Annotated in this window: 18 protein-coding genes; 7 read left to right on the plus strand and 11 right to left on the minus strand. The window is 64.4% G+C overall.

Annotated elements, in window-relative coordinates; all coding sequences use genetic code 11:
* Positions 1-7: 7 nt before the first annotated feature.
* From K7R21_RS08085 to K7R21_RS08100, 4 genes are read right to left on the minus strand one after another with little or no spacing between them, the layout of a single operon-like run.
* Positions 8-1,795, minus strand: coding sequence for a sensor histidine kinase (locus K7R21_RS08085; RefSeq protein WP_224982761.1), 1,788 nt, complete (start codon positions 1,793-1,795; stop codon positions 8-10).
* Between the two features lie 12 nt (positions 1,796-1,807).
* On the minus strand, positions 1,808-3,025 hold the full coding sequence (locus K7R21_RS08090; RefSeq protein WP_224982762.1) for a hypothetical protein: 1,218 nt from the start codon (positions 3,023-3,025) through the stop codon (positions 1,808-1,810).
* The gene (locus K7R21_RS08095) at positions 3,022-8,625 is read right to left on the minus strand and encodes an OmpA family protein (RefSeq protein WP_224982763.1); all 5,604 of its coding nucleotides are present in this window, start codon (positions 8,623-8,625) and stop codon (positions 3,022-3,024) included. Before K7R21_RS08095 ends, K7R21_RS08090 begins: the two co-directional genes overlap by 4 nt.
* A gap of 20 nt (positions 8,626-8,645) precedes the next feature.
* The gene (locus K7R21_RS08100; protein WP_224982764.1) at positions 8,646-9,818 is read right to left on the minus strand and encodes a DUF11 domain-containing protein; all 1,173 of its coding nucleotides are present in this window, start codon (positions 9,816-9,818) and stop codon (positions 8,646-8,648) included.
* 249 nt (positions 9,819-10,067) lie between these two features.
* On the opposite strand from K7R21_RS08100, the gene K7R21_RS08105 reads away from it, so the two are divergent.
* Entirely contained in the window at positions 10,068-10,307 is a 240-nt protein-coding gene (locus K7R21_RS08105; RefSeq protein WP_224982765.1) for a DUF4911 domain-containing protein, read from the plus strand.
* On the plus strand, positions 10,292-11,674 hold the full coding sequence (locus K7R21_RS08110; protein ID WP_224982766.1) for a TldD/PmbA family protein: 1,383 nt from the start codon (positions 10,292-10,294) through the stop codon (positions 11,672-11,674). Before K7R21_RS08105 ends, K7R21_RS08110 begins: the two co-directional genes overlap by 16 nt.
* Before the next feature lie 170 nt (positions 11,675-11,844).
* On the opposite strand, the gene K7R21_RS08115 is transcribed toward K7R21_RS08110, so the two are convergent.
* A complete protein-coding gene (locus K7R21_RS08115; protein WP_224982767.1) occupies positions 11,845-13,323 on the minus strand; it encodes a C13 family peptidase in 1,479 nt (492 codons plus the stop codon).
* 203 nt (positions 13,324-13,526) lie between these two features.
* Between K7R21_RS08115 and K7R21_RS08120 the strand changes: the two genes are divergently transcribed.
* The 5 genes from K7R21_RS08120 to K7R21_RS08140 all read left to right on the plus strand — a co-directional run bounded on the left by K7R21_RS08120 (position 13,527) and on the right by K7R21_RS08140 (position 19,067).
* Entirely contained in the window at positions 13,527-14,879 is a 1,353-nt protein-coding gene (locus K7R21_RS08120) for a class II 3-deoxy-7-phosphoheptulonate synthase (RefSeq protein WP_224982768.1), read from the plus strand.
* A 20-nt stretch (positions 14,880-14,899) separates the two neighbouring features.
* Positions 14,900-16,372 carry a leucyl aminopeptidase gene (locus tag K7R21_RS08125; RefSeq protein ID WP_224982769.1) on the plus strand — a complete coding sequence of 491 codons (1,473 nt, stop codon included), beginning with the start codon at positions 14,900-14,902 and terminating at the stop codon, positions 16,370-16,372.
* Between the two features lie 197 nt (positions 16,373-16,569).
* The gene (locus K7R21_RS08130; protein WP_224982770.1) at positions 16,570-17,310 is read left to right on the plus strand and encodes an endonuclease/exonuclease/phosphatase family protein; all 741 of its coding nucleotides are present in this window, start codon (positions 16,570-16,572) and stop codon (positions 17,308-17,310) included.
* Positions 17,307-18,839, plus strand: a complete 1,533-nt coding sequence (locus tag K7R21_RS08135; RefSeq protein WP_224982771.1) for a phospholipase D-like domain-containing protein — start codon at positions 17,307-17,309, stop codon at positions 18,837-18,839. The genes K7R21_RS08130 and K7R21_RS08135 overlap by 4 nt, the downstream gene beginning before the upstream one ends.
* Positions 18,840-18,857: 18 nt before the next feature.
* Entirely contained in the window at positions 18,858-19,067 is a 210-nt protein-coding gene (locus K7R21_RS08140) for a hypothetical protein (protein ID WP_224982772.1), read from the plus strand.
* A 75-nt stretch (positions 19,068-19,142) separates the two neighbouring features.
* On the opposite strand, the gene K7R21_RS08145 is transcribed toward K7R21_RS08140, so the two are convergent.
* The 6 genes from K7R21_RS08145 to K7R21_RS08170 form a co-directional block, all read right to left on the minus strand.
* Positions 19,143-20,417 (minus strand): M16 family metallopeptidase, encoded by a 1,275-nt coding sequence (locus K7R21_RS08145; RefSeq protein WP_224982773.1) that lies wholly within the window; start codon positions 20,415-20,417, stop codon positions 19,143-19,145.
* A gap of 140 nt (positions 20,418-20,557) precedes the next feature.
* Positions 20,558-21,034, minus strand: coding sequence for a cytochrome P460 family protein (locus K7R21_RS08150; RefSeq protein WP_224982774.1), 477 nt, complete (start codon positions 21,032-21,034; stop codon positions 20,558-20,560).
* 126 nt (positions 21,035-21,160) lie between these two features.
* Positions 21,161-22,033: a carotenoid biosynthesis protein gene (locus K7R21_RS08155; RefSeq protein WP_224982775.1), complete on the minus strand. Its 873-nt coding sequence runs from the start codon at positions 22,031-22,033 to the stop codon at positions 21,161-21,163.
* Between the two features lie 90 nt (positions 22,034-22,123).
* Positions 22,124-23,194, minus strand: a complete 1,071-nt coding sequence (locus K7R21_RS08160) for an MlaD family protein (RefSeq protein WP_224982776.1) — start codon at positions 23,192-23,194, stop codon at positions 22,124-22,126.
* Between the two features lie 35 nt (positions 23,195-23,229).
* Positions 23,230-24,006: an MlaE family ABC transporter permease gene (locus K7R21_RS08165; protein ID WP_224982777.1), complete on the minus strand. Its 777-nt coding sequence runs from the start codon at positions 24,004-24,006 to the stop codon at positions 23,230-23,232.
* Positions 24,003-25,598 carry a cell envelope integrity protein TolA gene (locus tag K7R21_RS08170; RefSeq protein ID WP_263630536.1) on the minus strand — a complete coding sequence of 532 codons (1,596 nt, stop codon included), beginning with the start codon at positions 25,596-25,598 and terminating at the stop codon, positions 24,003-24,005. The genes K7R21_RS08165 and K7R21_RS08170 overlap by 4 nt, the downstream gene beginning before the upstream one ends.
* Positions 25,599-25,642: the final 44 nt, after the last annotated feature.

The raw sequence follows: 25,642 nt of genomic DNA on the forward strand, positions 1-25,642 counted from the left end.
TCCTCCTCTAGGCCGCGTTGGCGGCAGCCGCTGCGGGAAGGGTGATGATGAAGGTGGTGCCCGCCCCCTCCTCGCTCTCCAGGCGGATCTCGCCGCCGTGGTCCTTGACGATGCCGTAGCTTACCGAGAGCCCCAGCCCCGTCCCCTGCCCCGCCGGCTTGGTGGTGAAGAAGGGGTCGAAGATCTTCGCCTGGACTTCCTTCGGGATGCCGGGGCCGTTGTCGGCGACCCGCAGTTCCAGCCCCCCCTGTTCCAGCCGTCGCGCCGACAGGCGCACCACTCCCGCCGTCCCCCCCATGGCCTGCTGTGCGTTGATCATCAGGTTCATGAGCACCTGCTGCAGCTGGTTCGCGTTGCCGCGGCAGGAGGGCAGCCCCGCCTCCACCTCCTGCTCCACCTTGACGCTGTTGATCCCCAACTGGTGGTCCACGATGGCGAGCGCGTCGGCTACGACCTGGGCAAGGTCCACCTCGTCGAACTCCACCTGTTCCTGGCGGGCGAACTTCAAAAGGTTCTCGATGATGGTCTTGCAGCGCTTGGTCTCCTTCTCGATGATGTGCAGGTTCTTCTCGAGCGGGTGGCCTGTCTCCACGCCGCGCAGCGATAGCTGGGTGATGCCGAGGATCCCCGCCAGCGGGTTCTTCACCTCGTGGGCGATACCCGCGCCGAGCGCTCCGAAGGCCGCCATCTTCTCTGACTGCACCAGCTGTCCGTAGAGGTCTTTCAGGGCCTGCTCGCGCTGTTTCAGCTCTACCGCCATGCGGTTGAACGAACCGGCCAGGGCGCCGATCTCGTCGCCGGAGACCGCCGGCACTTCGATCTCGAAGCGCCCCTGCCCGACCATCCTGGTGGCCTCGGAGAGCTTCTCGATGGGACGGGTGAGCCGGCGCGACCAGAACTGGCTTAAGAGCGCCGCCCCCCCCAAGAGGACCAGGGAGAGCACCAGGAGGTCCGCCAGGAGCGCACGCGAGGTAAGGAAGGCGGCACTCTTCAGGATCTGCACCCCGACGGTGATGCCCCCCAGTTCGGTGCGGGAGAAGCCTCCCACCATGGCGCGGTCGCGCTCCTGGTACTCGAGGGTCAGCCCACTCAGGCGCGGGGTGCCGCGGACCTTGCCCCACCACCCGGTCTGCGGGGGCTGCCCGATCCTGCGGCGATCGGCATGGGCCAGGTAGTTGCCGGAGGCATCGATCAGGAAGGTATCGAAGACCCGCGAGCGGCTCGCCAGCCGCTGCAGCCGGTCCAGGCGAATCAACGCGGAGGTAACCACCGCCTCCTCCACCTTGGCGGCAGGTTCGGCAATGGTGAGCGTCAGGGTGGTCAGCCCCGGGGCCACCGTGGAAAGGAGCAGCCGGGGTCCTCCCCCCGGTGTGGGGGCCGGGAGCGGGTGGCTCTCGCGGTAGGAGAGGACCTGCTCCGCGGTTACCCCGGCGCCGGCCAGCGCCCCCTGGTCGTAGACGTTCTGCTCGCCGTCGGCGCCGCTGCGGCTTACCATGATGAACTCGCCGAACTCCTCGAACAGACCCTGCAGCGCCTGTTCGCGTCCCGCCATCTCCTGGTCCCCCATCAGCCGGGAAAAGAGCCTCAGTTTCTCGGTGTATCCCGCCACCAGCGAGTTGGCCTCTTCGGCGGTGTGCAGCACCATGGTCGAGGTGAGGTCGTGGATGTAGGCGGTCTTGTCGGCCTGGAACAGGTTGGCCATGGTGAAGGTGATCAGGCTGAGCACCACCGATACCACCAGCAACTGGGAGAGGAGCATCTTGAACCGGAGCGGGAATTTGAGTCTGCTTTGCATGGATGGCCTCCCCTATTCTTTGCCGTACACCACGCGCGAGGCGTAGCTGGCATTGCCGGCCTGGTCGACCGCCTCGACCCGGATCAGGTTGACTCCCGACTTGAGCTCGATCTCGTGGCTGAAGCTACCGTCATCGGCCATGGCCGCCGCCATCCCGTTCACGTAGACCGTGGAGCCAGGCTGGCACCTGCCGGTGACGCGAAAGCCCCCGATGCCGACCGTGGCTGGAGGGAACTCGACCCGAAGCTGGGGCGGGTCTAAAAGCTGCTGCAACCGGCAGCGCCCGGTCCGGCTGAAGGGCCCTTCCCTCCCATCCTCGATACGGCTCACCCGCCAGTAGTAGCTCCCGGCATCGAGCAGCCCCGCGGCGAACTCGGTGCCGGCGACCCTGCTGTCCAACAGCACCTTCATAAAGCGCGGCTCGTTGGAGAGCTGGAAATGATAGACCCCTTCGCCGCCGGTCCAGTTGAAGCGGACCTTGGGCGGCAGCTGGCGGTAGCGGTAGAGCAGGTTCTCGTTCTTCAGCCTGGGGGAGCCCGGCAGGGGCAGCCCGGGCCCCAGCGGCACCCCGCGCCTGATCGTCACGCCGTAGTGGGCCGGGACCCTGATCACCCCGTCCTCGCCCTGGACCCGGACTTCCCCGGCATGGACGGTGAGGCTGGAGGCGTTGTCCCCGAGGGGGGTGAAGATGAAGCGCGAGTGGCCCGGCACCACCCGGGCCAGGTGACCGGCGGTGGCGACCTCCAGGCGCACCCGCTTCTCCGCTGATAAGCTTCCGCGCAGTTCCCCCTCGACGTGGACCCGGTACGACCTCGGTCCCCCCTCCACCGTCTCGTTCAGCCGGGTCACCACCACCATGGAGTTGCTCCCCATGGCCAGGGCGTCGCCGGGTGCAAAGGAGATGGTGGCGCCGGAACGGTCGAAGGTCTGGATGGCGTCGCGGTTGTACAGGAGCATCCCCTCGCTGGCATCGCCCCAGGCGACGGAGTCGCCGCGCCGGCAACGAACGTCCCGGACCAGCGACTGCAGCGCCGCCTCGGGGCGCCTGGCGCCGCGCGCCGGCGACGGCTCGCCCGGTTCGGTGACCAGTTCCTTGAGGGGCGTCCCCGAAGGGAACACGGCAAACAGGAACAGGATGAAGAGCCAGAAGAGCACCAGGACCAGCAGCAGGGAGAGCGTTGTCTCCGCGGCCAAGCCGGCCCATTTCCGCACACGCTCCCGCACTGTCATGGCTGAGCCACCTCCGGCATGATGAGCTGTTTTTCCGAGCGCAGCCGCAGGTTGAGGAGCTTGGAGCACCCGGCCCCGTTCCTGACCACCATGCCCAGCACCCGGTCGCCGCTGCCGAGCGGGAAGTCGAGGGCGAAGGCCCCCAGGGGGTTCTGCGGGACCTCGCGGCCATCGAGCTCCAGGCGCTCCCCTTCACCGGCAGCCCCCGAGACCCGGCACTGGATGGCGCCGTCGGGAGAGACGCTGACACCGGAAGCGGCAGCACCGTAGCGGACCACGACGGCACCGGCAGGTTGCACGATGGTGAGTTCCGGCAGCGGCAGTTCGGTGGCGAGAAACCTGCCGCGCGAATCCCCCATCTCCACCTTGAGGCGGCCGGTCTCGCCGGGGAGAGAGGTTTCGTAGCGCCCCAGCGAATCGACCGGGATGTCGCGCCCGTTGATGATCACGAAGGGGCGGGTGCGATACCTGTCATCGGGGCCGGTCGGCCGCAGCTGCTCGTAGTCACCCTTCAGTTCCACGCGGCGGTTCAGGCGCCGCCCCGGTGTGGTCACGTTCTCCGCGACTGGCCTGGACTTGCCGAACCAGCGCCGCACCAGCTGCGTCGGGGCGATCCCTTCCGAGCGCACCAGGTAGTCTGCGGCCGCGTCGCAGCGTCTCCTGGAGAGGGCCATGTTGTACTCCACGCTGCCGATGCCGTCGGTATGCCCCTCGACGATGACCTTCTCGTCGGGATGCTCCCGCAGCACGCGGGCCGCCCCGCTCAAAAGGCGCTTGGCCTCGGTGGTCAGGGCCGACTTGTCGAAGACGAAGGCGCCGCCGGCCAGGGTCAGCAGCACGGCCTCGCGCCGGTTGACGCCGAAAAGTTCGCGGCCGGTACGGAACACGGAGCCGTCCAGGTAGGTGACCTGGAGCTGGCACTGGTAGATTTCTCCCTGTTCCACTTTGCTCCGGTCGGTCTTCCCCTCCCAGTCGATGCGCCCGGGGGGAGCGCCCTTGCCGCCGATCTTCCTGATCTCCTCGCCGGAGCGGTTCATGAAAGTGATGCTCCAGGAACGGATCTGGTCCGGATCTTCGACGCTGGCCAGCAGCCGCAGCGGGATAGCGAAGCGTCCCCCCTTCAGGTCCAGCGAGGCGAGCCGTTCCCGGGACAGGGTGACCGCAGTGGAGGGGAGCCGGGCCGACTCGCCGTTGACCAGCAGGGTGAAGAGCTCAGCGCTGCCGGAAAGGAGCAACGGTTCGTCGATCCGCTCCAGGGTGACCAGAACGGCCGGCACCGGTTCCGGTTCGGGTGGAGCCGCGGCCACCGGCGCCGGGGGAGGATCGGGCAGCGGCAGCACCCTGGCATCGGCCGATTCGAACATGTCCTCGTCGAGCTTCACCTTGATGCCGAAGAAGGGGCCCTGCCCCTGGTAGCTTTCGCCGGTGAGGTCGCGGTCGTCGAGCCGGGCGTAGTTGTAGCCTGCGGAGAGAACCACGTTGCGGTAGACCCGGTACCCCGCGCTGCCGACCGCGCCGAGGGAGTGCATGCCCGCATCGTACTGGTTCAACAGTTTCAGGTAGGCGGAGAGCTCCCAGCGCTCGGCAAGGTCGTAGGAGAGGCCGGCCAGGACCAGGTCGGTGTAGGTATTCCAGGCTCCCCCGGTCCCGTTAGCCCAGCTCACTTTGCCGGCGTACTTCCCCTGGGCGGTCCACCGGCTCACCAGCCGGTAGGTCGGTTCCGCTGAGACGATCACGCTGCGCAGGTCCGGGCTTCCTGCCAGGGTACCCCGCTTCTCCACCTTGTAGCGCACCAGGGAAAGGAGCTGGAGCGGGTTGCCGGCCAGGGGGCGAAAGGCGCCGCCCAGGTAGCTGTCCACGGTGACGTCGTCGCCGGCATCGGTGTCGCGGTCCCAGAAGGAGGCCTTCCCCAGGAGCGTGAAGGAGGGGTTCCAGCGGTAGGCGGCATGGGCGCCGTAGAGTGAGGCGGTCTCGCCCGGCCCGGTACGGATCTCGTAGCGGCCGGTCAGCTTCAGGTCCCGGGTACGCAGGTACTCACCGGCCAGGGTGAACGCGGTACGGGTGCCGCCGTCGCCCTGCACCGTCTGCACCCGCTCCAGGCTGGAGTTGACCAGGAGCCCCTCCGCCACGCGGTAGCGACTGTTCAGCCCAAGGACCGCTTGGCCGCGCTCGCCAGAGAGGGAATTTTCCAGCTGGTAGCCGGTGCGGGAGGCGAGGCTGAAGCCATCCTGCTCCACCAGCTTGCTGTGCAGATCGACGTTGCTCTGCTCGGTGCTGCCGAGGACGCCGCTGGAAAGGCTGTAGCCGGTGGTGAGGCGCATCCGGTCGGAAAGCCTGCTCTCCAGCCCGAACAGGGTTGCGTGCCGGATCAGGGGGGAACCTTCCTGGTATTCCTCGGTGACAAAGGCCTTGGTGCGCTCGCTCAGGCGGTAGTCGAGCTTCAAGAAGGTCTTGGACTGGTACTCCGCGATGCTGGAAGAGGAGAGCAACTGCTCGCGGTGCAAGGTCGCGTCGAGCCTGGGGGTGAGGCTTCCTTTCACGCCGCCGTAGACGAGGTCGGCGTCACCGCTCTTGCCCTCCTTCTCCTCGCTCATCAGCTTCACGCCCGCCTCCGCATCGAGCAGGCTGAATTTTCGGGTCGCCGCCAACTGGTTGCCGACCAGCCTGCGCCTGGCGATCTCGTCGCGCTGCACGAAGCTCTCCGCGAACAGGAGGGTGCTGAAGGGTGCGCGGTAATCGAGCCGGCCGCCGTACTTCTCGGTGCCGGTCTCGTTGCCGCTCATGGAGGGGTTGAAGAAATCGGCGTCGACCTTGCGGTAGTAGAGCCCCAGGGCGATGGGGTCCAGCGGCCGCAGGGTCAGGTCCGTCTTCCAGGCGCTCCCTCTCCCTTTTTCCAGGCTCTCGCTGACCGCCCCTTCCCCCTTTAACGTGAGCCACGTGCCCAGGCGCCAGCCACCATCGAGACCGTACAGCGAGGTGTCGCGGCCGGCGTGCTCCTCGATCACCGCGGTTGTGCCAAGGTAGGAGCCCTGGTCGGTGCGCAACTGGGCGCGCCCGCCGTAGACGTAGCGCTCCTCACCTCCGCCCTGGGCCTGGTAGGTGACCACGATGGTGACCGGGTTCAGAAACTGGTCCAGCGATGGGACCGGCTCCTTGAAGAGGATGGTGCCGGCGAGGTAGTCGATGGAGTAGTCGGCGTAGCGCACCTTTTCGGTGATCGACAGGACCCGTTCCGAGTGGTAGCGGTCGCGCACCTCGATGCGGACCCGCTCGCTGTTCTCGAAGACGGGCCGGCGCGTCAGCAGGTAGTTGCCGGAGGTGCCGTTGCCGGCGATCTGGTCGCGGACGATGGTTTCCTCGGTGCGGCTTTCGAACCCTTTCACGGTAAGGTGGTCCCGGTTCACCTCCAGCTTGACCCCGTTCAGGGCCCGGTCATAGCGGGAGAACTCGTTCTCGGAGAGGTCGGTGCGGTAGTCGCCCGCCATGAGGTAGGAGCGGCCGGATTCGACCTTCAGGAAGAGTTTGCCCCTGGACTCGGCGTCGTAGCCGATGTCGGTGGCGTCGCCGTAGACCGGGTAATACTTCTCGGGGTCGATGGTCTGGAACACGCCGTCGCGACGCTCCTTGTCCGAGTCGTAAGCGGCCGTCAGCCGGTAGTCGCCCAGGAGGCTGCCGCGGGTGTAGAAGGCGAGGCGCTCCTCGTGGAAGACTCCCGCGTCGCCGCCACCGGCCTTGGCGCCCACGGTGGCGCTGCCCAAGCCGACCAGGAGCCAGTCGGCGGGGTTGGCGAGGCGCGCGGGTGTCACCGAGGCCATGGGCGCCAGGGGAGCCGCGGGAGCGACGGGTGTGGGGGGCGCCGCACCGGCGGCGGCCGCGTCCGGCGGCGAGGGCGCGCCTGGCGCCGGCACCAGGGCGAAGTCGCCGCGCGCGGGGCCGCCGAAGGGGACGGTGACAAACTGCGACCACCCCACCCCGGCAAAGGCGGTGTTGTACGGCAGCGAGCGCAGCGTGGGGTCCAAGGTGCTGCGGTCTATCTTCAACACGTGGTTGCCGGCAGCAACCCCGGTGAAACTGTACTTGCCCTCGCCATCGCTGAACACGAAGGAGCCGTCCTCCAGGTAGATCCTGACGCCCGGCTCTCCCGGCTCACCCGGGTCGGGAATGCCGTTGCCGTTACTGTCCCGGAAGACCCTGCCCATGATGACCGCCTTGTCCCCCAGGATGGAGGGACGCACCTTGACCGCCGCACTGGCCGGAGGGGAAATGCTGCTGCTCCCGCTCTCGGTGACCCCGGAGGCGCGGGCCGAGTTGACGCTGGTCCCAACCGGCACCTCGGCGGAAAGAACCAGCCGGTACGAGAGCACCTTCGCCGCGCCGGGCGCCATGCCTCCCACGTCCCAGCTCAGCAGCTGCGCTCCGCCCTTGGGGTCGGCGACTGCGAAGCCGTCGACGTGGCTCGAACCCTTCAGGTACCGGAAGCCCCTGGGGATGCGGTCCTCTACCGTTACGTGTTCCAGGGGCGCCGCCCCGACGTTCTCCACCCGCACGGTGTAGCCCACGATGTCCCCCGCCTCAGCGACGGCGCTGCCGGCCTGCTTGGTAACCGCGAGGGCGCGCGCGAGCACCGTGTTGAAGGTGCTGTTGCTGAGCACGGGCGCGCTGCTCAGGCTGCTGGTGACGCCGGCCGTGTTGACGATGGGGGCGTTGCCCGGTGCATCCTGGCGTACCGCTGCGCGAAAGGTTATTGCACCGCTAAAACCCGCCGGGAGTTCGGGAATGTCAAAGCGCAGCGACCTGGTGCCGGCGTCGTAGCTCACCGTGCCGGCCGCCCCGTCCGAAAAGACTGCGCTGCCCGGCTGGTACTCGAGGAGCTCATCCAGCGGGTCAACCACCAGCACCCCGGATACCGGCGTCGCTGCGCCGTTGGTCAGGGCGAGACTGTAGGAAAGCACGGTGCCGGGCAACACCCCCCCCCCGGGACTGACGGTCTTCAGGACTGCGAGGTTGCCCGGAACCGGGACCAGCAACTGGTCGTTGATACTGCTACTCCGGGCGGGAACAAGCACCGAGGTCGCCGACACCACGATGTTCGCCACCTTCCCCTCGCTCCCCGCCGGAGCGACCGCCCTCAGTACCAGGTCCACCGAGCCACCCGCGGGAATTGGCCCTACCACCTGGACTCCCTCCGACGTCGTCGGTACCGGGGTCACCCCGTCGGCCTGGTAAAAACGCAGCGTGGGCGCCGGGTCGGTGTCGGTCACCCCCTGCGCCACCACCGCCTTCAGCTGGAAACTGTCCGCGAAGTTCCCCTTGTTGGTAAGAACGTGCTGGAAGTCGACCGGGGCTCCGGCCTTGGCGGTGGCGGTCCGTGGGGGAACCAGCGCCGGATCGGCGAGATCCTTGATGGCGATCTGGGTTTGATTTGAGCGGAGTTGGCGCAGTGCGGGGATCGCGAAGCGGGCGGTGAAGTCGTGGCTGATCACGGTCCCTGACGGGGTGAGGCTGAGCGCAGCACCCGGGAGGGCAAGCGTGAGTGCCACCCCGAGGAGGCATGCCCGGACCAGTTCCCCTCCCATCTTACGCCATCCCGGGACCGTCATCACTTTCCCCGATCATTGCATTATTGGACTTGTGCCTTGAAAAACAGGTAGATCGTTTTGCCCGGCGGCAGGTGACCGCCGGTGGCGACGGTGGCACCTGAGCCGAGTTGCGCTGTGACGCTCCCGTCCGCAATCCTGGCCAGCCCGCACTCAGCAGCGGCGCAGGGGGACCCTTCCCCGGTCGAGACCAGGGACAGCAGCAGCGAATCGGGCGCAACCGAGAGCCCGGCGGGAATGGGGCTGTCGATGGTTACCGAGGTGGCCGGGGCAGATCCGCCGTTGGTGACGGCCATGCGGTACTGCAGCAGCTCTCCGGGCACGGCATCGGCGCTGGCCGCAAAGATCCCCCCCCTGGTGAGGTTGCGCACCCCTTCGCTCAGCACGACCACCGGGGCTACCGCGGTGGTGTTGACCTGGTCGGTGCCGCTCGCCCCGCTGCCCGACACCGCAAGCAGCGACTCAGCGCGTGCCCCGTTGGCGCCTGCCTCCGGTACCGTGACCGCCAGGAAGAAGCGGTAGGACGATACGGGCGTGAGGTATCCCGTTCCCAGGCAGCCGTTGGTCTCGCCGGGCTGGCGGATCCCGTCGCCGGCGACCCCACCTCCGGCGCCGTCGTCGGCGAAGAGCTCGCCTCTCCAACCGCTCCCCATGGTGACGGAGAGGGCGAAGGCATTGTCGCCGTTACCGACGTTGGTGACCGTGTACGGGTAGTTGACCACGGTACCCGGAGCGGCGGTGTCGTCCGGTGGTGCGGAGACGGTGACCGCGGGAGTCTGCACGCACGCCACCGTCTCCGTCTTGGCCTGGTCAACGGCCAGTGGGTCGCCGACGGAGAGCGCGGTTACCGCGACCCGGTAGCTGGCACCCAGGGTAAACGCGGTGGGACTCACCCGCACCAGCACAACCAGCGACTCTCCGGGACCCAGCGTCCCCGTGAGATAGCCGGCGCCGGACAAGGCGACCGTCTGGTCGGCGCCCGCACCATCGAGGTAGCTGACAGTAACCCCGCTGCCGCTCCCCGGCCCGTTAAGCAGGAAGCGGTCGGGCTGGTCTCCGGCGTTCTTCAGCAGCACCCGGAACTGGGCCGGGAGCCCCGGGTAGGCGGGCTGCGACCGGGACTGCAGTACCGCGGTACTCTCGTAGATCCCCTCGCCGATATACGCGGAGTCGGTCTCGCTCGCCAACCGGACCATGAGGTCGGCTCGGCACGCCGCGTAGGCCCCATTTCCCATGAAGAACAGGAAAAACAAAACGCAGCAAAGCTGCGCAAGTTGTCGGAACGGGGTCTTAGGGGGCAGAGAGTATTTATTAGAACCAACTAATATCATGTCTTAGAAAATATCAGACAGCGGCGCATCGGCAACCGGGGAAAGAAGATTTGTCTTTTCCACCTTCAAATGGTATGAACGATGACCGGGCCGAAGGGGCCCGAGGGAGGAATGATGGATACCGCCAATCGCTATTACCAGCTGGCCAACCGCGACATCGTGTACATGAAGTACATCCTGGAGGCCCACGAGGGGCTGACCATGATGAGCACCATCGACGGCAAGCGGGGCATCGTCCGGGTCAACTACCCGGTATGTTTCGCCGCCGAGGTGGAGTCGATGATGCAGGCGCTGGCACAGGAGATACAGGTTACCGAGGTGACCGAGGCAGGTGAGCCGTGCTCGAAAGCGTAGATGCCAAGGCCATCCTGAAACGCGCCCTGGCCGCTGGGGGCGAGTTCGCCGACATTTACTACGAGGACGGCGCCTACACCTCGGTCACCTGCGAGGACGGCAAGGTGGAACGGGTGCTGTCGGCTGCGGACCGCGGTATCGGGATCCGCGTCATCTCCGGCTTCTCGACCGCTTACGCCTACACCAACCAGCTCAACGAGGACTCCCTGCTGCAACTGGCCGAGACGGTGAGCCGCGGCGTGCGCAGCGGCATCCCCCACCCCGATTTCAACCTCTGCGTCCGCAAATCGGCACAGGGGTACCCGGCGGCGATCCCTCCCGACCAAGTGGAACTCGCGCGCAAGGTGGAGTTGGTGCAACGCGCCGACCGTGCCGCCCGCGGCTTCGACCCGCGCATCCGGCAGGTGCTGGCGGTGTACCGCGATGCCAGAGTCAAGACACAGAGCGTGAATTCAATGGGGGAGTTCCACGAGGAGAGTTCCTGCTCGACCGTCTTTATCACCCAGGTCGTGGCACAGGACGGCAAGGTGACCCAGACCGGGTATGAGCCGGTGGGCGCCGCCCGCGGCTTCGAGCTCTTCGACGACTTCCCGCCCGAGGAACTGGCGCTGAAGGCGGCGGCGCGCGGCGTGATGATGCTCGGTGCACGAAAATCCCCGGCAGGACAGTTCCCGGTGGTCCTTTCCAGCGAGGCGGGGGGAACCATGGTGCATGAGGCGATCGGCCACGGTTTGGAGGCGGACCTGGTGCAGGCGGGAAGTTCGGTGTACCGGGGCAGGATCGGAGAGCAGGTCGCTTCGGAGTTGATCACCGTCATCGACGACGCCACCATCCCCTACCAGCGCGGTTCCTTCGGCTTCGACAGCGAGGGGACGCCGGCCCAGAAGACGGTGCTGGTGGAAAACGGCATCCTCAAGGGGTACCTGTACGACCGGCTCTCGGCCCTGAAGGACGGCTGCGCCTCCACCGGCAACGGCCGGCGCGAGTCCTACCGCAACCGCCCCATCGTGCGCATGACCAACACCTTGATCGCGCCGGGCACAAGTGATCCAGGGGAGATACTTAAGTGCGTGCCCAACGGGCTGTTCGTGAAACGCATGGGCGGGGGACAGGTCAACACGGTAAACGGGGATTTCGTCTTCGAGGTTAGCGAGGGATACCTGATCGAGAACGGCGCTATCGGCGAGCCGGTTCGAGGGGCGACCCTGGCGGGCAACGGCCCCGCGGTGCTGCGCCAGATCGCCATGGTGGGCAACGACCTCGGTTTCGGCATCGGCACCTGCGGCAAGGATGGCCAGGGCGTGCCAGTCTCTGACGCGCAGCCGACGCTTCTCATCCCCGCCATCACGGTCGGCGGCGCACGATAAAAAAGAGGCCGAGCGTTGCTGCTCAGCCACTGCTGTTACCTACCCTCTCCCCCTGGGAGAGGGCCAGGGTGAGGGGATTGGTAGCGACTTCCCTCACCCGCCCTGCGGGCACCCTCTCCCGGAGGGAGAGGGATATTCCTTCTGACAAGCGCCCCCCACCGGCATCCTGCCTACTTTGCTCCCCGCTGTTCCAGTTCTTTTTGCAGCCTCTTCAGCACCGGCCAAATCTCTTTCCCGGCCCAGATCTGCGGGTTGGACGGGGTCTCATCCTTCTCGGTTTCCCACTTCCTGATGGTGTCGCGGCTCTTTTCGAAGGCATCGGTAAAACTGTAGGTGCCGCGCAACGCGTCGCCGACGAATGCCTCCCCGAACCAGGTAAAGTTCTCACCGAAACCGCAGCCGAAGGACTCGTGGGTCGCGTCGGCCGCCGTGATCACCAGGCTACCGTTATCCTGCAGCGGCTGGATGAATCCGCCCGAGAAGCAAGCCGACACCACCACGACCTTGTACTTGATGCCGGACTTTTGCAGCATGCGCCGCAGGGACTCCGGCGTCACCTGCTTCAGCTCCAGGGGAGGATTGCTCACCTCCAGTTCCTGGTCACGGGAGCCGTGCGAACTTAAGTAGAGAAAGAGGACGTCCTCGTCGCGGTTCATCACCTCGCCCACCCGGACCAGGGCACGCTCCAGGTTGGCGGCAGTGGCGAAGGGGAGCGCGGTGGCACTCTGCGGGTTGTTAACCAGCAGCACCGACCGCCCCGCCGTCCCGAAGCGGGTGTCGAAGAGCTGTCGGGTCACGCTGAGTTCTTTGAGGAAGACGTCCTGCGAAGCGTCCCCGGCAAAGCCTACGAAATAGAGATCGCTGTGGCCGGGACGCCCCGGCTGCAGGGCGGCGAGTTGGTCGTCGAGGAGATGGCTCTGGGCCGTGAGTACCTCGTCGGTGAGCGATAACTCCCCGCTCTCGTTGCCCCCTTCGTTGCTTACCCAAAGATCGCCGCGCTGGTAGTAATAAAGCGGCACCGCCACCAGCACCAGGAACAGGAGCACCAACCGGAGGCGACGCCCTACCCCGAGGCACCCGTCCAGGCGCAGCAGAAAGACCAGGGAGGCTGCGCACCACCAGCCGAAGAAGCGGTAGTAGTGCGGTGCGGCGAGGTAATCGGAGAGCCATTCGAAGGGGCGCCACTGGGCGAGCCACTCCAGGATACCGTGGCAGACTTCGATGGGGATGCTGAAGGCGACCAGCGCCGCGGCAATGCAGGAGATAGCGAGGGGACGATGCACCAGGTACCGCGCGGCTACCGGAAAGAGCAGGAAAAGCGGCAGGTGGAACAGAAAGTACGGCAACGAGGATAACGAGAAGCTCCCACCTCGCCCCACCAGCAGCAAGGAGACCAGCAGGTTAAGCACCAGGTCGGCGCAGACCAGCAGCACCAGGTTAACCGGCGTGCTATCGAGCTTTTCGAACCCCGAGGCCAGAAGACATGCGCCGCGCAAGCCGCCGTACAGGTCCGCCCCCAGCCGGGACAGGACGCTCCGTAAAGTCACCGGTTGGGCAGGTGCGCCGTCTTGCGCGCTGCACTGCTTCGCTTCCACGGCAGCATCGGGTGCAGTTTCGGCCGGTGGTTCAGTGGGGTCATTCGGTGTCATGTCGGTACAGGGATCCTCAGTCATGGTCGTGCATCATACCACGACAGCGCGGGTTTGGAAGAGTCTTTAACATGACCTTCATTGATTTTATTAACTTTTTAGTTTTTCAATCGCGCTCAATCCTGCTACCATTGCAACGCGTTCGCCGACACGCCCGCGCAGCCGCCACGGATACCATTCTCACCGATAAAAGAGGTTTCAGCATGCCTACCACGAAATGGAGCAAATCGAGCTGGCGCTCTTTTCCCGCCCTGCAGCAGCCGGTGTGGCCCGCCGGGCCCGCACTGGATGAATCACTGAAAACGCTGTCGCAACTCCCGCCGCTGGTGTTCGCCGGCGAGTGCCAGACCTTGAAGGCGCAGCTGGCCGAGGCCGTCGACGGCAATGCCTTCGTGCTGCAGTGCGGCGACTGCGCCGAGGATTTCTCGCGCTGCACGGGGCCCGACATCCGGGAATTGCTGAAGGTCATCCTGCAGATGTCCGTGGTCGTCGCCTACGCCGGCGAGAAGCGGGTCATCAAGATCGGACGCATGGCCGGACAGTACGCCAAGCCGCGCTCCTCGGATACCGAAATTGTGAACGGGGTTGAAATGCCCAGCTACCGCGGTGACATGGTGAACAGCCCGGAGCCGACCCTGGAGGCGAGAACGCCCGATCCGCGCCGCATGCTGGAGGGATACTATCGTGCCGCCGCCACGCTCAACCTGGTGCGCTCCTTCACCCTGGGCGGCTACGCCGCGCTGGACCGGGTGCAGGCCTGGCACCGCGCCTCGCTTGACGCCCTCCCCGCTGGGCAGAAGTACGAGGACCTGGTGCACCAGATCTGGAAGACCATCAACTTCATGACCGCCATCGGCCTGGACCCGCAGCACACCCCGCAGTTGAACCAGGTAACCCTGTACACCTCGCACGAGGCGCTGCTGCTCGACTACGAGGAGACACTGACCCGCATGGATTCCACCACCGGCGGCTGGTACGACTGCAGCGGCCACATGCTCTGGATCGGCGATCGCACCCGGCAGCTGGAGGGCGCCCACATCGAGTTCCTGCGCGGTGTGAAGAACCCGCTGGGGATGAAGATCGGCCCCAACTACGACCTCGACAACATCAAGGCTATCGTGGAGCGGTTGAACCCGGACAACGAAGCTGGACGTCTCACCCTTATCACCCGCTTCGGCGCCGACAAGGTGGCCAACTACCTCCCCAAGCTGCTGCGCGAGATAAGCCACGAGGGGTACCGGGTGGTCTGGAGCTGCGACCCCATGCACGGCAACACCTACCAGAACGAGTTCGGGCAGAAGTCCAGGAAGTTCGAGGACATCCTGCGCGAGATCAAGACCTTCTGGGAGATCCACAAGGCCGAGGGGACCGTGGCGGGCGGAGTGCACCTGGAGTTGACCGGCGACCACGTCACCGAATGCACCGGTGGCAGCCGGCAGCTCCTCGACAAGCACCTGCACCAGAACTACCAGACCAACTGCGATCCGCGCCTCAATGCCGAGCAAAGTGTCGAACTCGCTTTCGAGCTGGCCGAGATGCTGCACCCGTGCAAGTAACGGAACCTTAGGAGGTATGCATGAACATCGAAATTAGCTCAGTCCACCCGCTGCGGCACGCCACCTCCGCCCTGGTCCTCGGTTGTTTCGAGGACGATAAGGACCAGATGTACCACGACTGCGACGCCGCTCTGGACGGACTGCTCGGGCGCCTGGCGCATAGCCGTGAGTTCACCGGCAAGAACGGCTCCGCCCGGGTGCTGCACACGCTGGGGAAGCTCACCGCCGAGCGCCTGGTGCTGGTAGGACTGGGAAAGAAAAAGGACATGAGCCCTGAGCGTCTGCGCCAGGGTGCCGGCAATGCGGTATCCGCGCTACGCGGCGCGCGAGTTGCCTCCTTCACGAGCGCGCTGCACATGGCCAGTGCCGCCCCCGACGCGGTCGAGAATGCAGCCCTCGGAATGCTGCTCGGCAGCTACAGCTTTGAACAGTACAAGACCAAGGAAAAGGAAGAGCGTTTCGGGTTCGACACCATGACCGTGCTGCTCCCCCCAGACCAGGAGCAGGCCGGGCATGAAGCGCTGCAGCAGGCGCAAATCGTCTGCGACGGCGTCTCGCTGGCGCGGGACCTCGTTTCCCATCCCGGCAACGTGGTGACGCCGGCCTACCTCGCCGAAGCCGCCCTGGAGCTCGCGCAGCGCAATGGGCTGGAGTGCCGGGTCTACGAACTCGCTGAGTTGGAGCAGATGGGAATGAATGCTCTGATCGGCGTCGGCAAGGGGGCGGCCGTCACGCCACGCCTGATCGTACTGCAGTACCGCGGCGGCAAGGGGCGTCCGGTAGCGCTGGTCGGCAAGGGGATCACCTTCGATTCCGGCGGCATTTCCATCAAGCCCGGCGCCGGCATGGAGGCGATGAAAACCGACATGGCCGGCAGCGCCGCGGTACTCGGAACTCTAGAAGCGGCGGCACGGCTCAAGCTCCCGGTGAACCTGGTAGGCGTCATCCCCACCGCAGAGAACATGCCCGACGGCAATGCTTTCAAGCCGGGCGACATCCTCACCTCCCTGTCCGGGACCACCATCGAGATCACCAACACCGACGCCGAAGGACGCTTGATCCTGTGCGACGCGCTCCACTTCGCCCGGCAGCAATTCAAGCCCGCCGCCATGGTGGATCTCGCCACCCTTACCGGGGCCTGCGTGGTCGCCCTGGGGCACGAGGCGAGCGGCCTGATGGGCAACGACCAGCGCCTGGTGGACGCCTTGAAGCGGGCCGGCGACGAGACAGGCGAGCGGGTCTGGCCGCTGCCGCTTTGGGAGGAGTACGGCGAGGTCATGAAGAGCGACGTCGCCGATCTGAAGAATGCCGGCAGCAGGGACGGCGGCGCCATCAGCGCCGGGTGGTTCTTGAAGCAGTTCGTGGGTGACACCCGCTGGGCGCACCTGGACATTGCCGGCACCGCCTGGAACGACAAGGCCCGCCCCTACGGCCCCAAAGGCGCCACCGGCGTCGGCGTGCGGCTGCTGCTGGAGTTCCTGCAGGCGCGATAAGGGAAAAGCGCGCCCGCAACACGGGCGCGCCTCCCACTCCCACTCCCACTCCCACTCCAGCCTCCCCTTAGCCTCCCCTACGGCCCACGCCCGTCAGAGCAGTCAGACCTGTACTAGCCGGTTGCCTTGTTTGACATCCCCCCTGCGCCCGCTAATCTATAAAAGTTTTTTAATATTACTGGGCCAGGGAGCCCCCCATGCCCAAGACTTTCTCCGTCATGACCTACAACGTCCACAGTTGCATCGGTACCGATCGTAAGCTCTCACCGCTGCGTATCGCCGAGATCATCGACCGCTGCAACCCGGACATCGTTGCGCTGCAGGAACTCGATGCAGGATTGCCGCGCACCCAGATGATCGATCAGGCCCACCTCATCGCCATGACCCTGGAGATGTCGTTTCATTTCCACTCTTCCATACACCTGAAGGAAGGGGGGTACGGCAACGCCGTGCTCAGCCGCGGCGAGGTACGGCTCATCAAGGCGGGCGCGGTGCCCACCGACCCGCTGCGCACCTCCTTCGAACGCCGCGGCGCGATCTGGGCCGAGGTGACGCTGCGCGGCCACGTGATCCAGGTGCTCGCCACCCACTTCGGTTTGAACCGGGGGGAGCGGGTGCAGCAGGCACGCGCCATAACGGGTCATGAATGGCTGGAGCATCCGGAATGCAGCCACCCGGTGGTACTGTGCGGCGACTTCAACGCCATGGTGGGCTCGCAGGTGTACCGGCTTTTGACCCGGCAACTGCACGACGTGCAGCGCGGCCTAAAGGGACGCTTCCCTCGCGGCACTTGGCCGTCCCAGCTGCCGTTTATGCGCATCGACCACATGTTCGTGTCGCGTGAGCTCAAGGTACGCCAGGTATGGGTGCCGCGCACGCCGCTCACCAGGGTCGCCTCCGACCACCTGCCACTGGTGGTCACGCTGGAGTTGCCATGAGCGTCCTGAACTCAGGCACCAACTGCATGGGCATCTACCCGGTCGAGGAAACCGGCGTGCTGGTCGACGCGGAAGACTACTACCGCGCCTTCTACCACACCTCCATTGCCGCCCGCAGCTACCTGCTCCTGGCCGGGTGGCAATTCGACTCGGAAGTTCGCCTGCTGCGCGGGGACGAGGAACACGGATCCATGGGGGACACAAGATTCCTGAAGTTCCTGCAGCGGCTCTGCCAGGAGAACCCGTACCTGCACATCTACATCCTCGCCTGGGACTTCAGCGCCGTTTTCTCCCTGGAGCGTGAATGGTTCCAGGACATCATCTTCAATTGGACCACCAACAAGCGGGTTCAATTTCGCTTCGACAGCGTCCACGCAACCGGCGCCACCCACCACCAGAAATTCGTAATCGCCGACGGCACCATCGCCTATCTTGGAGGGATGGACATCTGCTCCTCGCGCTGGGACGACCGCCGCCACATGAGGGACAACCCCGACCGGGTCGACGTCGACGGGGCGAACTACGGTTCGTATCACGATATCCAGACCTACCACACCGGACCGGTGGTCGGGGTCCTGCTCGAGCTGTTCCGCCAGCGCTGGCGCGACTCGGGCGGGGGCGAACTGAAGCTGCCGCACGCGGGGACCCTGACGCCGTCGGTCCCTGCCGGCGCCTTTCCACTCACCACCTCGCGGGTCGCAATCTGCCGGACCGTTGCGCGTACCCCGCTAACCGACCAGCGCGAGGTCCACGAGATCAGGCACCTGTTCGTCAACGCCATCATGTCGGCTCAGCACCTCATCTACCTAGAAAACCAGTATTTCAGTTCCCAAGTGGTGTTCTGGTCGCTGGTGGCCCGGATGAGCATGGCGGAGCGTCCTCCGTTGCAGATCATCATGATTCTCCCGGACCGGCTGCCGCTTACCGAGGAGTTGTTCCTCGGCCTCCCCCAGATGCGCATGATCCGAGCCCTGCAGCAGGTAGCCGACAAGACCGGGCATACCCTGAGCGTCTATTCTTCGGCGGAGATGGACCACGGCAACCGCAAGATGACCTTCATCCACAGTAAGCTGCTCCTGATCGACGACCGCTTCCTCACCATCGGCTCGGCCAACGCCACCAACCGCAGCATGGGGCTAGACACGGAGCTCAACGTAGCCTGGGAAGCGGAGCCGGGCAACCAGGAAGAGGAGATGGCGGCGGCGATCCGCAGCCTGCGCGCCTCGCTCCTCGCCGAGCACGCAGGCCTTTTGGGTTGCGGCGAGGATTGGCGCTTCGAGAACGTAGAGAATTTGACCCGCCACCTGGAGTGCCTGGCCGACGACCACGATGCACGTCTGTGCCGCTACCAGCCGGACACCACCTTCGACAACAGCAACCTCCCCGAGGTACTGGATCCGATCCAGCGGATGGTGGACCCGGAGCACCCGGTCGGCAACGAACTGATCTTCGAGAGCCTCACAAAATCGGAGCTTGGTTCCTTCGCAAGGGGTATATTGAAATTAAGCCAGATGATAATCGGGCTTTAACGTATGGAGGATTGGGCCATGACAGACGACAGAAGGGAAACCGGAGTGGAATTGGATGATCATTCCTGCGGTGTCAGGGTTTGGAGTTCGTCCTGTGAACGCAACGTCTACAGCGACCAAAGCGAAAAATATCTCTGCACCACGTGCGGCACCATACCGGGGCTGAAACACGAGATGCACCACGAGCACTTCCCGCACCTGTGCGGGGACAGCGACGAGATGAGTTAACGATCGGTTTCAGTCAGGCGTAAAAAAAGGGGCGAGTCATCTCGCCCCTTTCCATTTCCTGCGGCACTTGGTTCCCTAGCAGGGCAGTCCCGGCCCCTCTCCCGGCCCGACCGATTCCACCCGCGGCACCACGTCTTTGAACAGCAACTGTGCCACCTCCCGCACCTCGTCGGCGCTGACCGCGGCTATTCCCTCCAGGGAAGATTCGATCGGTTCAGGGGCGCCCAAGAGCGAGGTGGTGTTGGAAATCCTGCGTACCTGGGTCTCGCAGTCGTCCAGAGCCATCAGCCGCGCGCAGCGGATCTGCTCCTTGGCCGCCGCCAGGACATCCTCGGTCACCTTTTCCTCGCAGAACCTCAGCACCTCGGTGTGGCATACGTCCACCGCTTCCTGGGCCCGTTCCGGGCCGGTGCCGGCGTAGATCATGAGGCCGGCGGAATCGGAGTAGGAGGACATCATGGAGTAGACGGTGTAGGCGAGCCCCCTGCGCTCGCGCACCTCGCGGAACAGGCGCGAGTTCATGCCGCTGCCCAGGATCTGGTTGAAAACGGCCAACTGGTGCCGATGTTCATTGCCGGCCGGCGGCAGGGGATAGCCCATGTAGAAGTGGGTCTGTTCCATGGGGCGGGTGTAGTGCACGTGCTGGCCGACGGCGACCCGGTAGTCGGCAGCCCCCTTCTTGCCACGCGGCGTACCGGTGGGAAGTTCACCCAGGAGGCGGGCCGCCTGCTCTGCGATCTGGTCGTGGTCCACGTTGCCCGCGACGGAGACGATGGTGGCGTTGGTAAGGTAATTGGCACGCTTGTGCTCCATCAGGCGCTCCCGTGAGATGGCGCCGATGGTATCTGCCGTGCCGAGGATCGGGGTCCCCAGCGGGTGTCCTTGCCAGAACCCTTGGTGAAACTGGTTGTAGATGAACCGGCTCGGGTTGTCCTGGTTCATCAGGATCTCCTGCAGCACCACGCCGCGTTCCTTCTCCACTTCCTCATCCGGGAGCGAGGAGTGCACGAACATGTCGGCCAGGATATCGAAGGTGGCCGGGATGATGGAGGCCAGTGCGACGGCGTAGTAAAACACCTCCTCCTGGCTGGTGTAGGCATTGGCCCGGGCACCGATGCTGTTGAACTCGTCGGTAATCTGATCGGCCGTGCGGCTCGGGGTCCCCTTGAACAGAAGATGCTCGATGAAATGGGAGGCGCCGCCGGTGTCGGGTTCTTCGTTCCGGGTGCTGCTGTCGATGCGGATACCGATGGCGGCGCTCTGCATCCCCGGGATCTGCTGGCTAACTACCCGCACCCCGTTGGGGAGCGTAGTGAGGCGAAGCTTGGGGGGAGTCGACGAAGTGAACATATAAGCTCCTTAAAGCTGTGGAATCGTTTCGGTTTGGCTGTCAGGAATTATAACACGGAGCCTTAAGGAAAACAGTCAGTGAAAAAATACGCCTGCCGGGAACCCGGCAGGCGCGTTTTGAGGCGGAGCAGAAGGGGGTGCTACTTGAAATCTGCGTAGCGGGACAGGACGAAGCCACGGTCCTTGGCGTCCTTCTCGTGGCAGCTAAAGCAGTCGCGCTTACCGTCCAGGCCGGAGGGCTTGCCGTCGGGGGTAAAGCCGACGAAACGCCAGCCGCCGGTCTCCTGGGCCTTCTTGTCGCGCTGCATCATGACGATCATGCTCTTTTTGCCCGGGACCTGCTTGCCACCCTCGTCCTTGATGGTGTAGTTGACCGCCACGAAGCGGCTGCCGTCCGGGTAGTTGGCGCCGCCGGCTTTGTAGGTGGGCATGGCCTTCTTGTTCACGTAGATGTAGTGGATGCCATAAAACATCGATTTCTTGTCGGTGATGACGCGGGCCTTGCTCTTGTCCCAGTTCTCGTAGTTTCTGGGGAGCGAGCCCTGCTCGGCGGCGCAGGCTGCGCCGACGGCACCGAGAACGGTGGCGAGGGTGAGGATGGAAATCGCTTTTTTCATGTCATACCTCCGAAGACTGGAAATTGGTCCTTGTGCGGGACGGGGTGGGCGAATGTCATTCGCCCCTAAGGGATACCACACGGGGGCATCTCCTTCAAAGCGGGCATTGGATATTTTTCTTTAGCATCAACCGCGGCCATTATGCCCTGAGGCGGCTGGCGACCAGGGGTAATCGGCAAGGTGCGCGGCCAGTTCGTCCTTGTGGTAGCGGTCGAGTTTTTGGCGGAAAAGGACCAGGGTCATCACCACCGGCAGCGTGAAGATGAACAGGCCGGTGAGCCCCATCAGGTTCTCCCCGATGTAGAAGGTGACCCCGAGGTTGAAGGCGATCACGCAGAGGTAGAGAAAGGGGCCGTACAGCGAGCGATACGGGGCAGCGCCAACTCCGGCGGGGCGCTCCTTGCTGGAGCACAGGCGATCGATCAACTGCAGCACCAGGACCAGGAGGGCGCTTACCAGCCACCACCCGAAATAGTTGGACATCGGGATGCCAAAGTGGGTGCCCACCTCGCGGTAACCGTAGATCCGCCCCAGGAACCACCGACTCCCCTGCAGAGCCACGGGGTCGGTGACGATGTCAAGGAACACCTGGAACAGCGAGCCGAGCACCAATACAGCGAAGGAGCGCCGGATGCGCCCGGTCTCTAAAAGGACCAGGTCCCCCTTGACCCGTTTGGCGGGCGACAGCACCAAGAGGGCCGTCGCGTAGCTGCAGTAGGTCAAAAAGACGTAAGAAAGCGAGTCGAAGAAGGGCACACCGGCGATCCAGAACTCCCGGTCGCGGGTCACGTCAACGTAGTAGTACCAGCCGTAGGGGAAGCCGGTGTTGATGGAGGAAAACTCGGAGGCGAAGGCGACCAGGTAGCCGCACACAGTGAACCAGATGGTCTTCTTCCACCCCAGGTGCAGCACCGCCGCCACCAGGTAGACGGCGAAAAAAGCGAAGACATAGGGACGCATGGTGAAGGTCCCCACGGCGATATCGAGGATGTGGGTCATGCCGGAGAGCTCCTTGAGAAAAAGAGGCGCCACGCAAACGTGGGGGCGGATTGTTCCGCCCCCACGCCGCCAGCACTGTCGTTTTGTTATTTAGAACAGGGTCCCGACGATGGAGCCAAGCACGGAGATCGGGCCGGTGTCGCCCAGCCCCTCCATGGCGCGCTCCGCCTTCTTGAGGGTGGCCGTGGTGTCTCGGTAGAGCTGGTCCTCGTTGACCAACTTGCCGATGGTCCCCTGGCCGGAGTTGATCTTCTGGGTGATCTCCTTCACGTTCTTGGAGGCGTCGCGCAGCTCGGTGTAGAGACTATCGTCGTAGACCAGCTTGCCCAGGGTCCCTTCGCCCTTGTTGATCTTGGCGGTGATGTCCTTCACGTCCTTCATGCCCGCGTTCAGGTCCTTAACCCCGCTCCTCAGGTCTTTGATCAGGGCAGAGGCGTCGTTGTAGACCGTCTCGTCGTTGACCAGTTTGCCGAGAGTCCCCTCCCCTTTCTCGATCTTGCTGGAGACGACCTTGAGGCTGCTCACCGCGCTGGAGGCGTCGTCGTAGAGCTTGCGATCGTTCAGGAGCAGGGCCAGCGAGCCATCGCCGCGGTCAATCTTGCCGGTGATGCTACTGATGTTGGACAGGGCGTCCCTCAGGTTGCCTCGGTTCTCATCCAGCATGCCCGAAACCTTCTTGAGCACGTCATCCTGGTTCTTGTTCAGGTTGTTGATCAGGACCTTGGTGTCCTTCACCACATCGGAAAGATTATCCACGATGATGTCTATGTTTGCGACATCCTTGCCGCGCACCGTCCCGCCTTCTGGGAGCAGCGCGCCGTTGGGAGAGCCGAAGGAAAGCCCCAGGAACTGGCCGCCCAGGAGGTTGGTCAGCCTGAGACCCGCTACGGTGTCGACCTTTATGCGGGTACCGGGTTTCACCTCGAAGTCGATCTCTATCTTGTCGTTCAAGACAATGATCTTGGTGATGCGCCCGACGTCGACACCCGCCAGGCGGACCGGGTCCCCCACCTTGAGGCCGGTGATGCTGGTGAGGTAGGTCCGGTACATGATCTTCTTTTCAAAGGGGTTCCACTTCTCCCCGACCTCGAGCAGCACGCCCAGGATAATGAGGCCGAACACGAAGAACATGCCGACTTTTTTCTCGACTGACAAAGCCATATATCTCTTCCTCCGGAAACGGAAAACGTAAAGTGCTACATGAGCAGCCTGGTCAGCACGTAGTCGGCGACCAGGATCAGCATGAACGAGAGCACGACGGACCTCGTGGTGGACTGGCCGATCCCCCTGGCGCCCCCCGAGGTGGCGAAGCCAACGTAGCAGCAGACCAGGGCGATGATGCCCCCAAAGCACATGGACTTGGTGAGACCGATGCCGATCTCCTTCATCTTCAGCGCGGCGGTGAGGCTGTCGTAGTAGGTTGCGTACGAGACGAAGATCTGCGGGTGCAGGTTGCTGATCAACGCGCCCCCGAAGATGCCGATCAGGTCCGAGTAGAGCACCAGGGCCGGGACGCAGATGATGCAGGCGATGAAACGCGGCATGGCGAGGTAACGCACCGGGTCGATATCCAGCGTCTTCAGCGCGTCGATCTCCTCGTACACCGTCATGACCCCCAGTTCGGCGGCCATGGCGGAGCCGCAGCGCCCGGCAACCAGGAAGCTGGTCATGACCGGCCCAAGTTCGCGCACCATGGAATGGCCGACGATGGCCCCGATGATGTTCTGGCCGCCGTACTTCTGCAACTCGACCCCGGTCTGCAGGGCGAGCACCATCCCAACGAAAAAGGCCATGACCGATGCGACGGGAAGGGTGTCCCAGCCGACGATCGCCATCTGGGTCAGGATGCTGGGGATATTGCGGGGCGCCTCGCGTATGAAGTATACGACCTTGCCCATCAGGATGGTCATCTCCCCCAGCACCTGGTAGAAGTAGAGCACCCTCTTGCCTAGCGGTTCGAAAACTTGGCTCACTTATCCCCCCATTTCAGTCCGAAGGGGAGCCAGAAGAGGCTCAACTCCTCTTGCCCGCCATCGCGCTTCAGGCTTACCAGCCCCTTCAGGAATTTCAGTTCCCTCTCCTTGGCGGTGTCGCGGTAGGAGATGAACGGGAAGAACTCGTAGGCAAGGTCGTTGCCGCGCCGCTCATGCCAGAACAGGTTCCAGAGCAGGCTGGACGTGGAGTTGCCCCCCTGGTCCCAGCGTCTCTGGTAGATGCGCCACAAAGGCGCCCAATCCTTCTCGATCCCTTCCTTGTCCAGGATCGACTCCACGGGGGCGGGGAAGGAGAAGGAAGAGACACCCTCGGGGCTCTTGCGGTACAAAAATAGCGGCCACATGGTGGTGCGGCGCCGCTCGTTGCCGTCTTTGGGCCAGAACTCGTGATTATCGCGGTACAGGAAGAAGAGGATCCGGTCCTGGTCCTGACCGAAGTTTTCCGACTTCAGCTCCTCGTGCCTGTACAGGGGCCACAGATACCAGCTCTTCTCGCCGCCAGAGAAGGCCTCGTGCGAGTAAAACGGCAGGAAGCTGTCGCTGTTCTTCTTCTCGCCGCGCACCTTGGTGATGAAGGGCCAGAAGTAGTCCACCTCCTCCTGCTTCTTGCCGCGGTCGTCGGTGTAGCCGAAGAAAGGCCACAGGTAGCTGCGCGAGGTCCTTTTGGGCGAGTCGGTCGATGCGTACAGCGGGAAGATGAACTTCTTGCTGGTCGGGTTATCCGTGTTGAGGCCGGTGCTCTCCGAGGTGTAGAACGGCCAGAGCACGAAACGTTTCTGGTACACGCCGGTCTTGTGCGATTCGCCGTAGAGCGGGAAGACGCCGAAGCCCGACTCGTTCTCGCCGGAGGTGGTGGAGAATATGGGCCAGAGGTAGTGCCTGGTGGTGGTCCCCTTCTTCACGGTGCTGCCGTAAAGCGGGAACATGACGAAGTGGTACTCGTCGCGCCAGAAACGGTCGTAGATGTTGCCGTAGACCGGGAAAAAGGCGCGGTAGTGCCCGTGCTGTTTGGAGTCGCCTGCGATATAGAACGGAAAGAGCATGGTCGACTGTTCGCGTTCCGGCGCCGTCTCCTGCTTTCGATAGCTGGAGGTCCTGAACAGCTGCAGCACCTCGAAGTTGTCCGCTTCCGGGGTCTTCTCCTGGGTTGCCACCGGGTAGAGGTAGTAGGAAGAGGAAGCATGCTCGTCGGTGCGGGTGGTCCTGTAGAACAGCGGACGCAGGGCGACATCCCTGTCATCCCCGTTGCGCTGGTACTTGAACAGCGGACCGAGGATGGCGAGATTGCTGAAGCGCTCCTTGGGGCTCTCGCGATAGTCGATCAGGGGCCACAAGGTGAAGATGGTCCCTTTCTGCTCGGGTGCCTGCTCAGCCTTCTGCTCAGCCTTCTGCTCAGCCTTCTGCTCAGCCTTCTGCTCAGCCTTCTGCTCAGCCTTCTGATCAGCTTTCTGCTCAGTTGGAGGCTCAGACCTCGGTACCGGCTGTGGCTCAGGCTGGGGTTCAGCGCAAGCAACGGTTGCCAGGAACAACAAAGCGGACAACCCGGTTATGGACGGCGTGAAACGTGTCATGTACCTCTTAATAGCCCAGATATTATATAGGATTCCGGATAGTA

Source organism: Geomonas agri, from assembly GCF_020179605.1.
In the GTDB taxonomy this organism is placed as follows: Bacteria; Desulfobacterota; Desulfuromonadia; order Geobacterales; family Geobacteraceae; genus Geomonas; species Geomonas agri.

Coding starts and splice junctions, on each gene's coding strand:
- K7R21_RS08115 (WP_224982767.1), bottom strand. CDS start 13,323: ATGACACCGAATGACCCCACTGAACCACCGGCCGAAACTGCACCCGAT.
- K7R21_RS08145 (WP_224982773.1), bottom strand. CDS start 20,417: ATGTTCACTTCGTCGACTCCCCCCAAGCTTCGCCTCACTACGCTCCCC.
- K7R21_RS08125 (WP_224982769.1), top strand. CDS start 14,900: ATGAACATCGAAATTAGCTCAGTCCACCCGCTGCGGCACGCCACCTCC.
- K7R21_RS08085 (WP_224982761.1), bottom strand. CDS start 1,795: ATGCAAAGCAGACTCAAATTCCCGCTCCGGTTCAAGATGCTCCTCTCC.
- K7R21_RS08130 (WP_224982770.1), top strand. CDS start 16,570: ATGCCCAAGACTTTCTCCGTCATGACCTACAACGTCCACAGTTGCATC.
- K7R21_RS08120 (WP_224982768.1), top strand. CDS start 13,527: ATGCCTACCACGAAATGGAGCAAATCGAGCTGGCGCTCTTTTCCCGCC.
- K7R21_RS08095 (WP_224982763.1), bottom strand. CDS start 8,625: ATGACGGTCCCGGGATGGCGTAAGATGGGAGGGGAACTGGTCCGGGCA.
- K7R21_RS08160 (WP_224982776.1), bottom strand. CDS start 23,194: ATGGCTTTGTCAGTCGAGAAAAAAGTCGGCATGTTCTTCGTGTTCGGC.
- K7R21_RS08150 (WP_224982774.1), bottom strand. CDS start 21,034: ATGAAAAAAGCGATTTCCATCCTCACCCTCGCCACCGTTCTCGGTGCC.
- K7R21_RS08105 (WP_224982765.1), top strand. CDS start 10,068: ATGGATACCGCCAATCGCTATTACCAGCTGGCCAACCGCGACATCGTG.
- K7R21_RS08100 (WP_224982764.1), bottom strand. CDS start 9,818: ATGGTCCGGTTGGCGAGCGAGACCGACTCCGCGTATATCGGCGAGGGG.
- K7R21_RS08155 (WP_224982775.1), bottom strand. CDS start 22,033: ATGACCCACATCCTCGATATCGCCGTGGGGACCTTCACCATGCGTCCC.
- K7R21_RS08090 (WP_224982762.1), bottom strand. CDS start 3,025: ATGACAGTGCGGGAGCGTGTGCGGAAATGGGCCGGCTTGGCCGCGGAG.
- K7R21_RS08135 (WP_224982771.1), top strand. CDS start 17,307: ATGAGCGTCCTGAACTCAGGCACCAACTGCATGGGCATCTACCCGGTC.
- K7R21_RS08140 (WP_224982772.1), top strand. CDS start 18,858: ATGACAGACGACAGAAGGGAAACCGGAGTGGAATTGGATGATCATTCC.
- K7R21_RS08170 (WP_263630536.1), bottom strand. CDS start 25,598: ATGACACGTTTCACGCCGTCCATAACCGGGTTGTCCGCTTTGTTGTTC.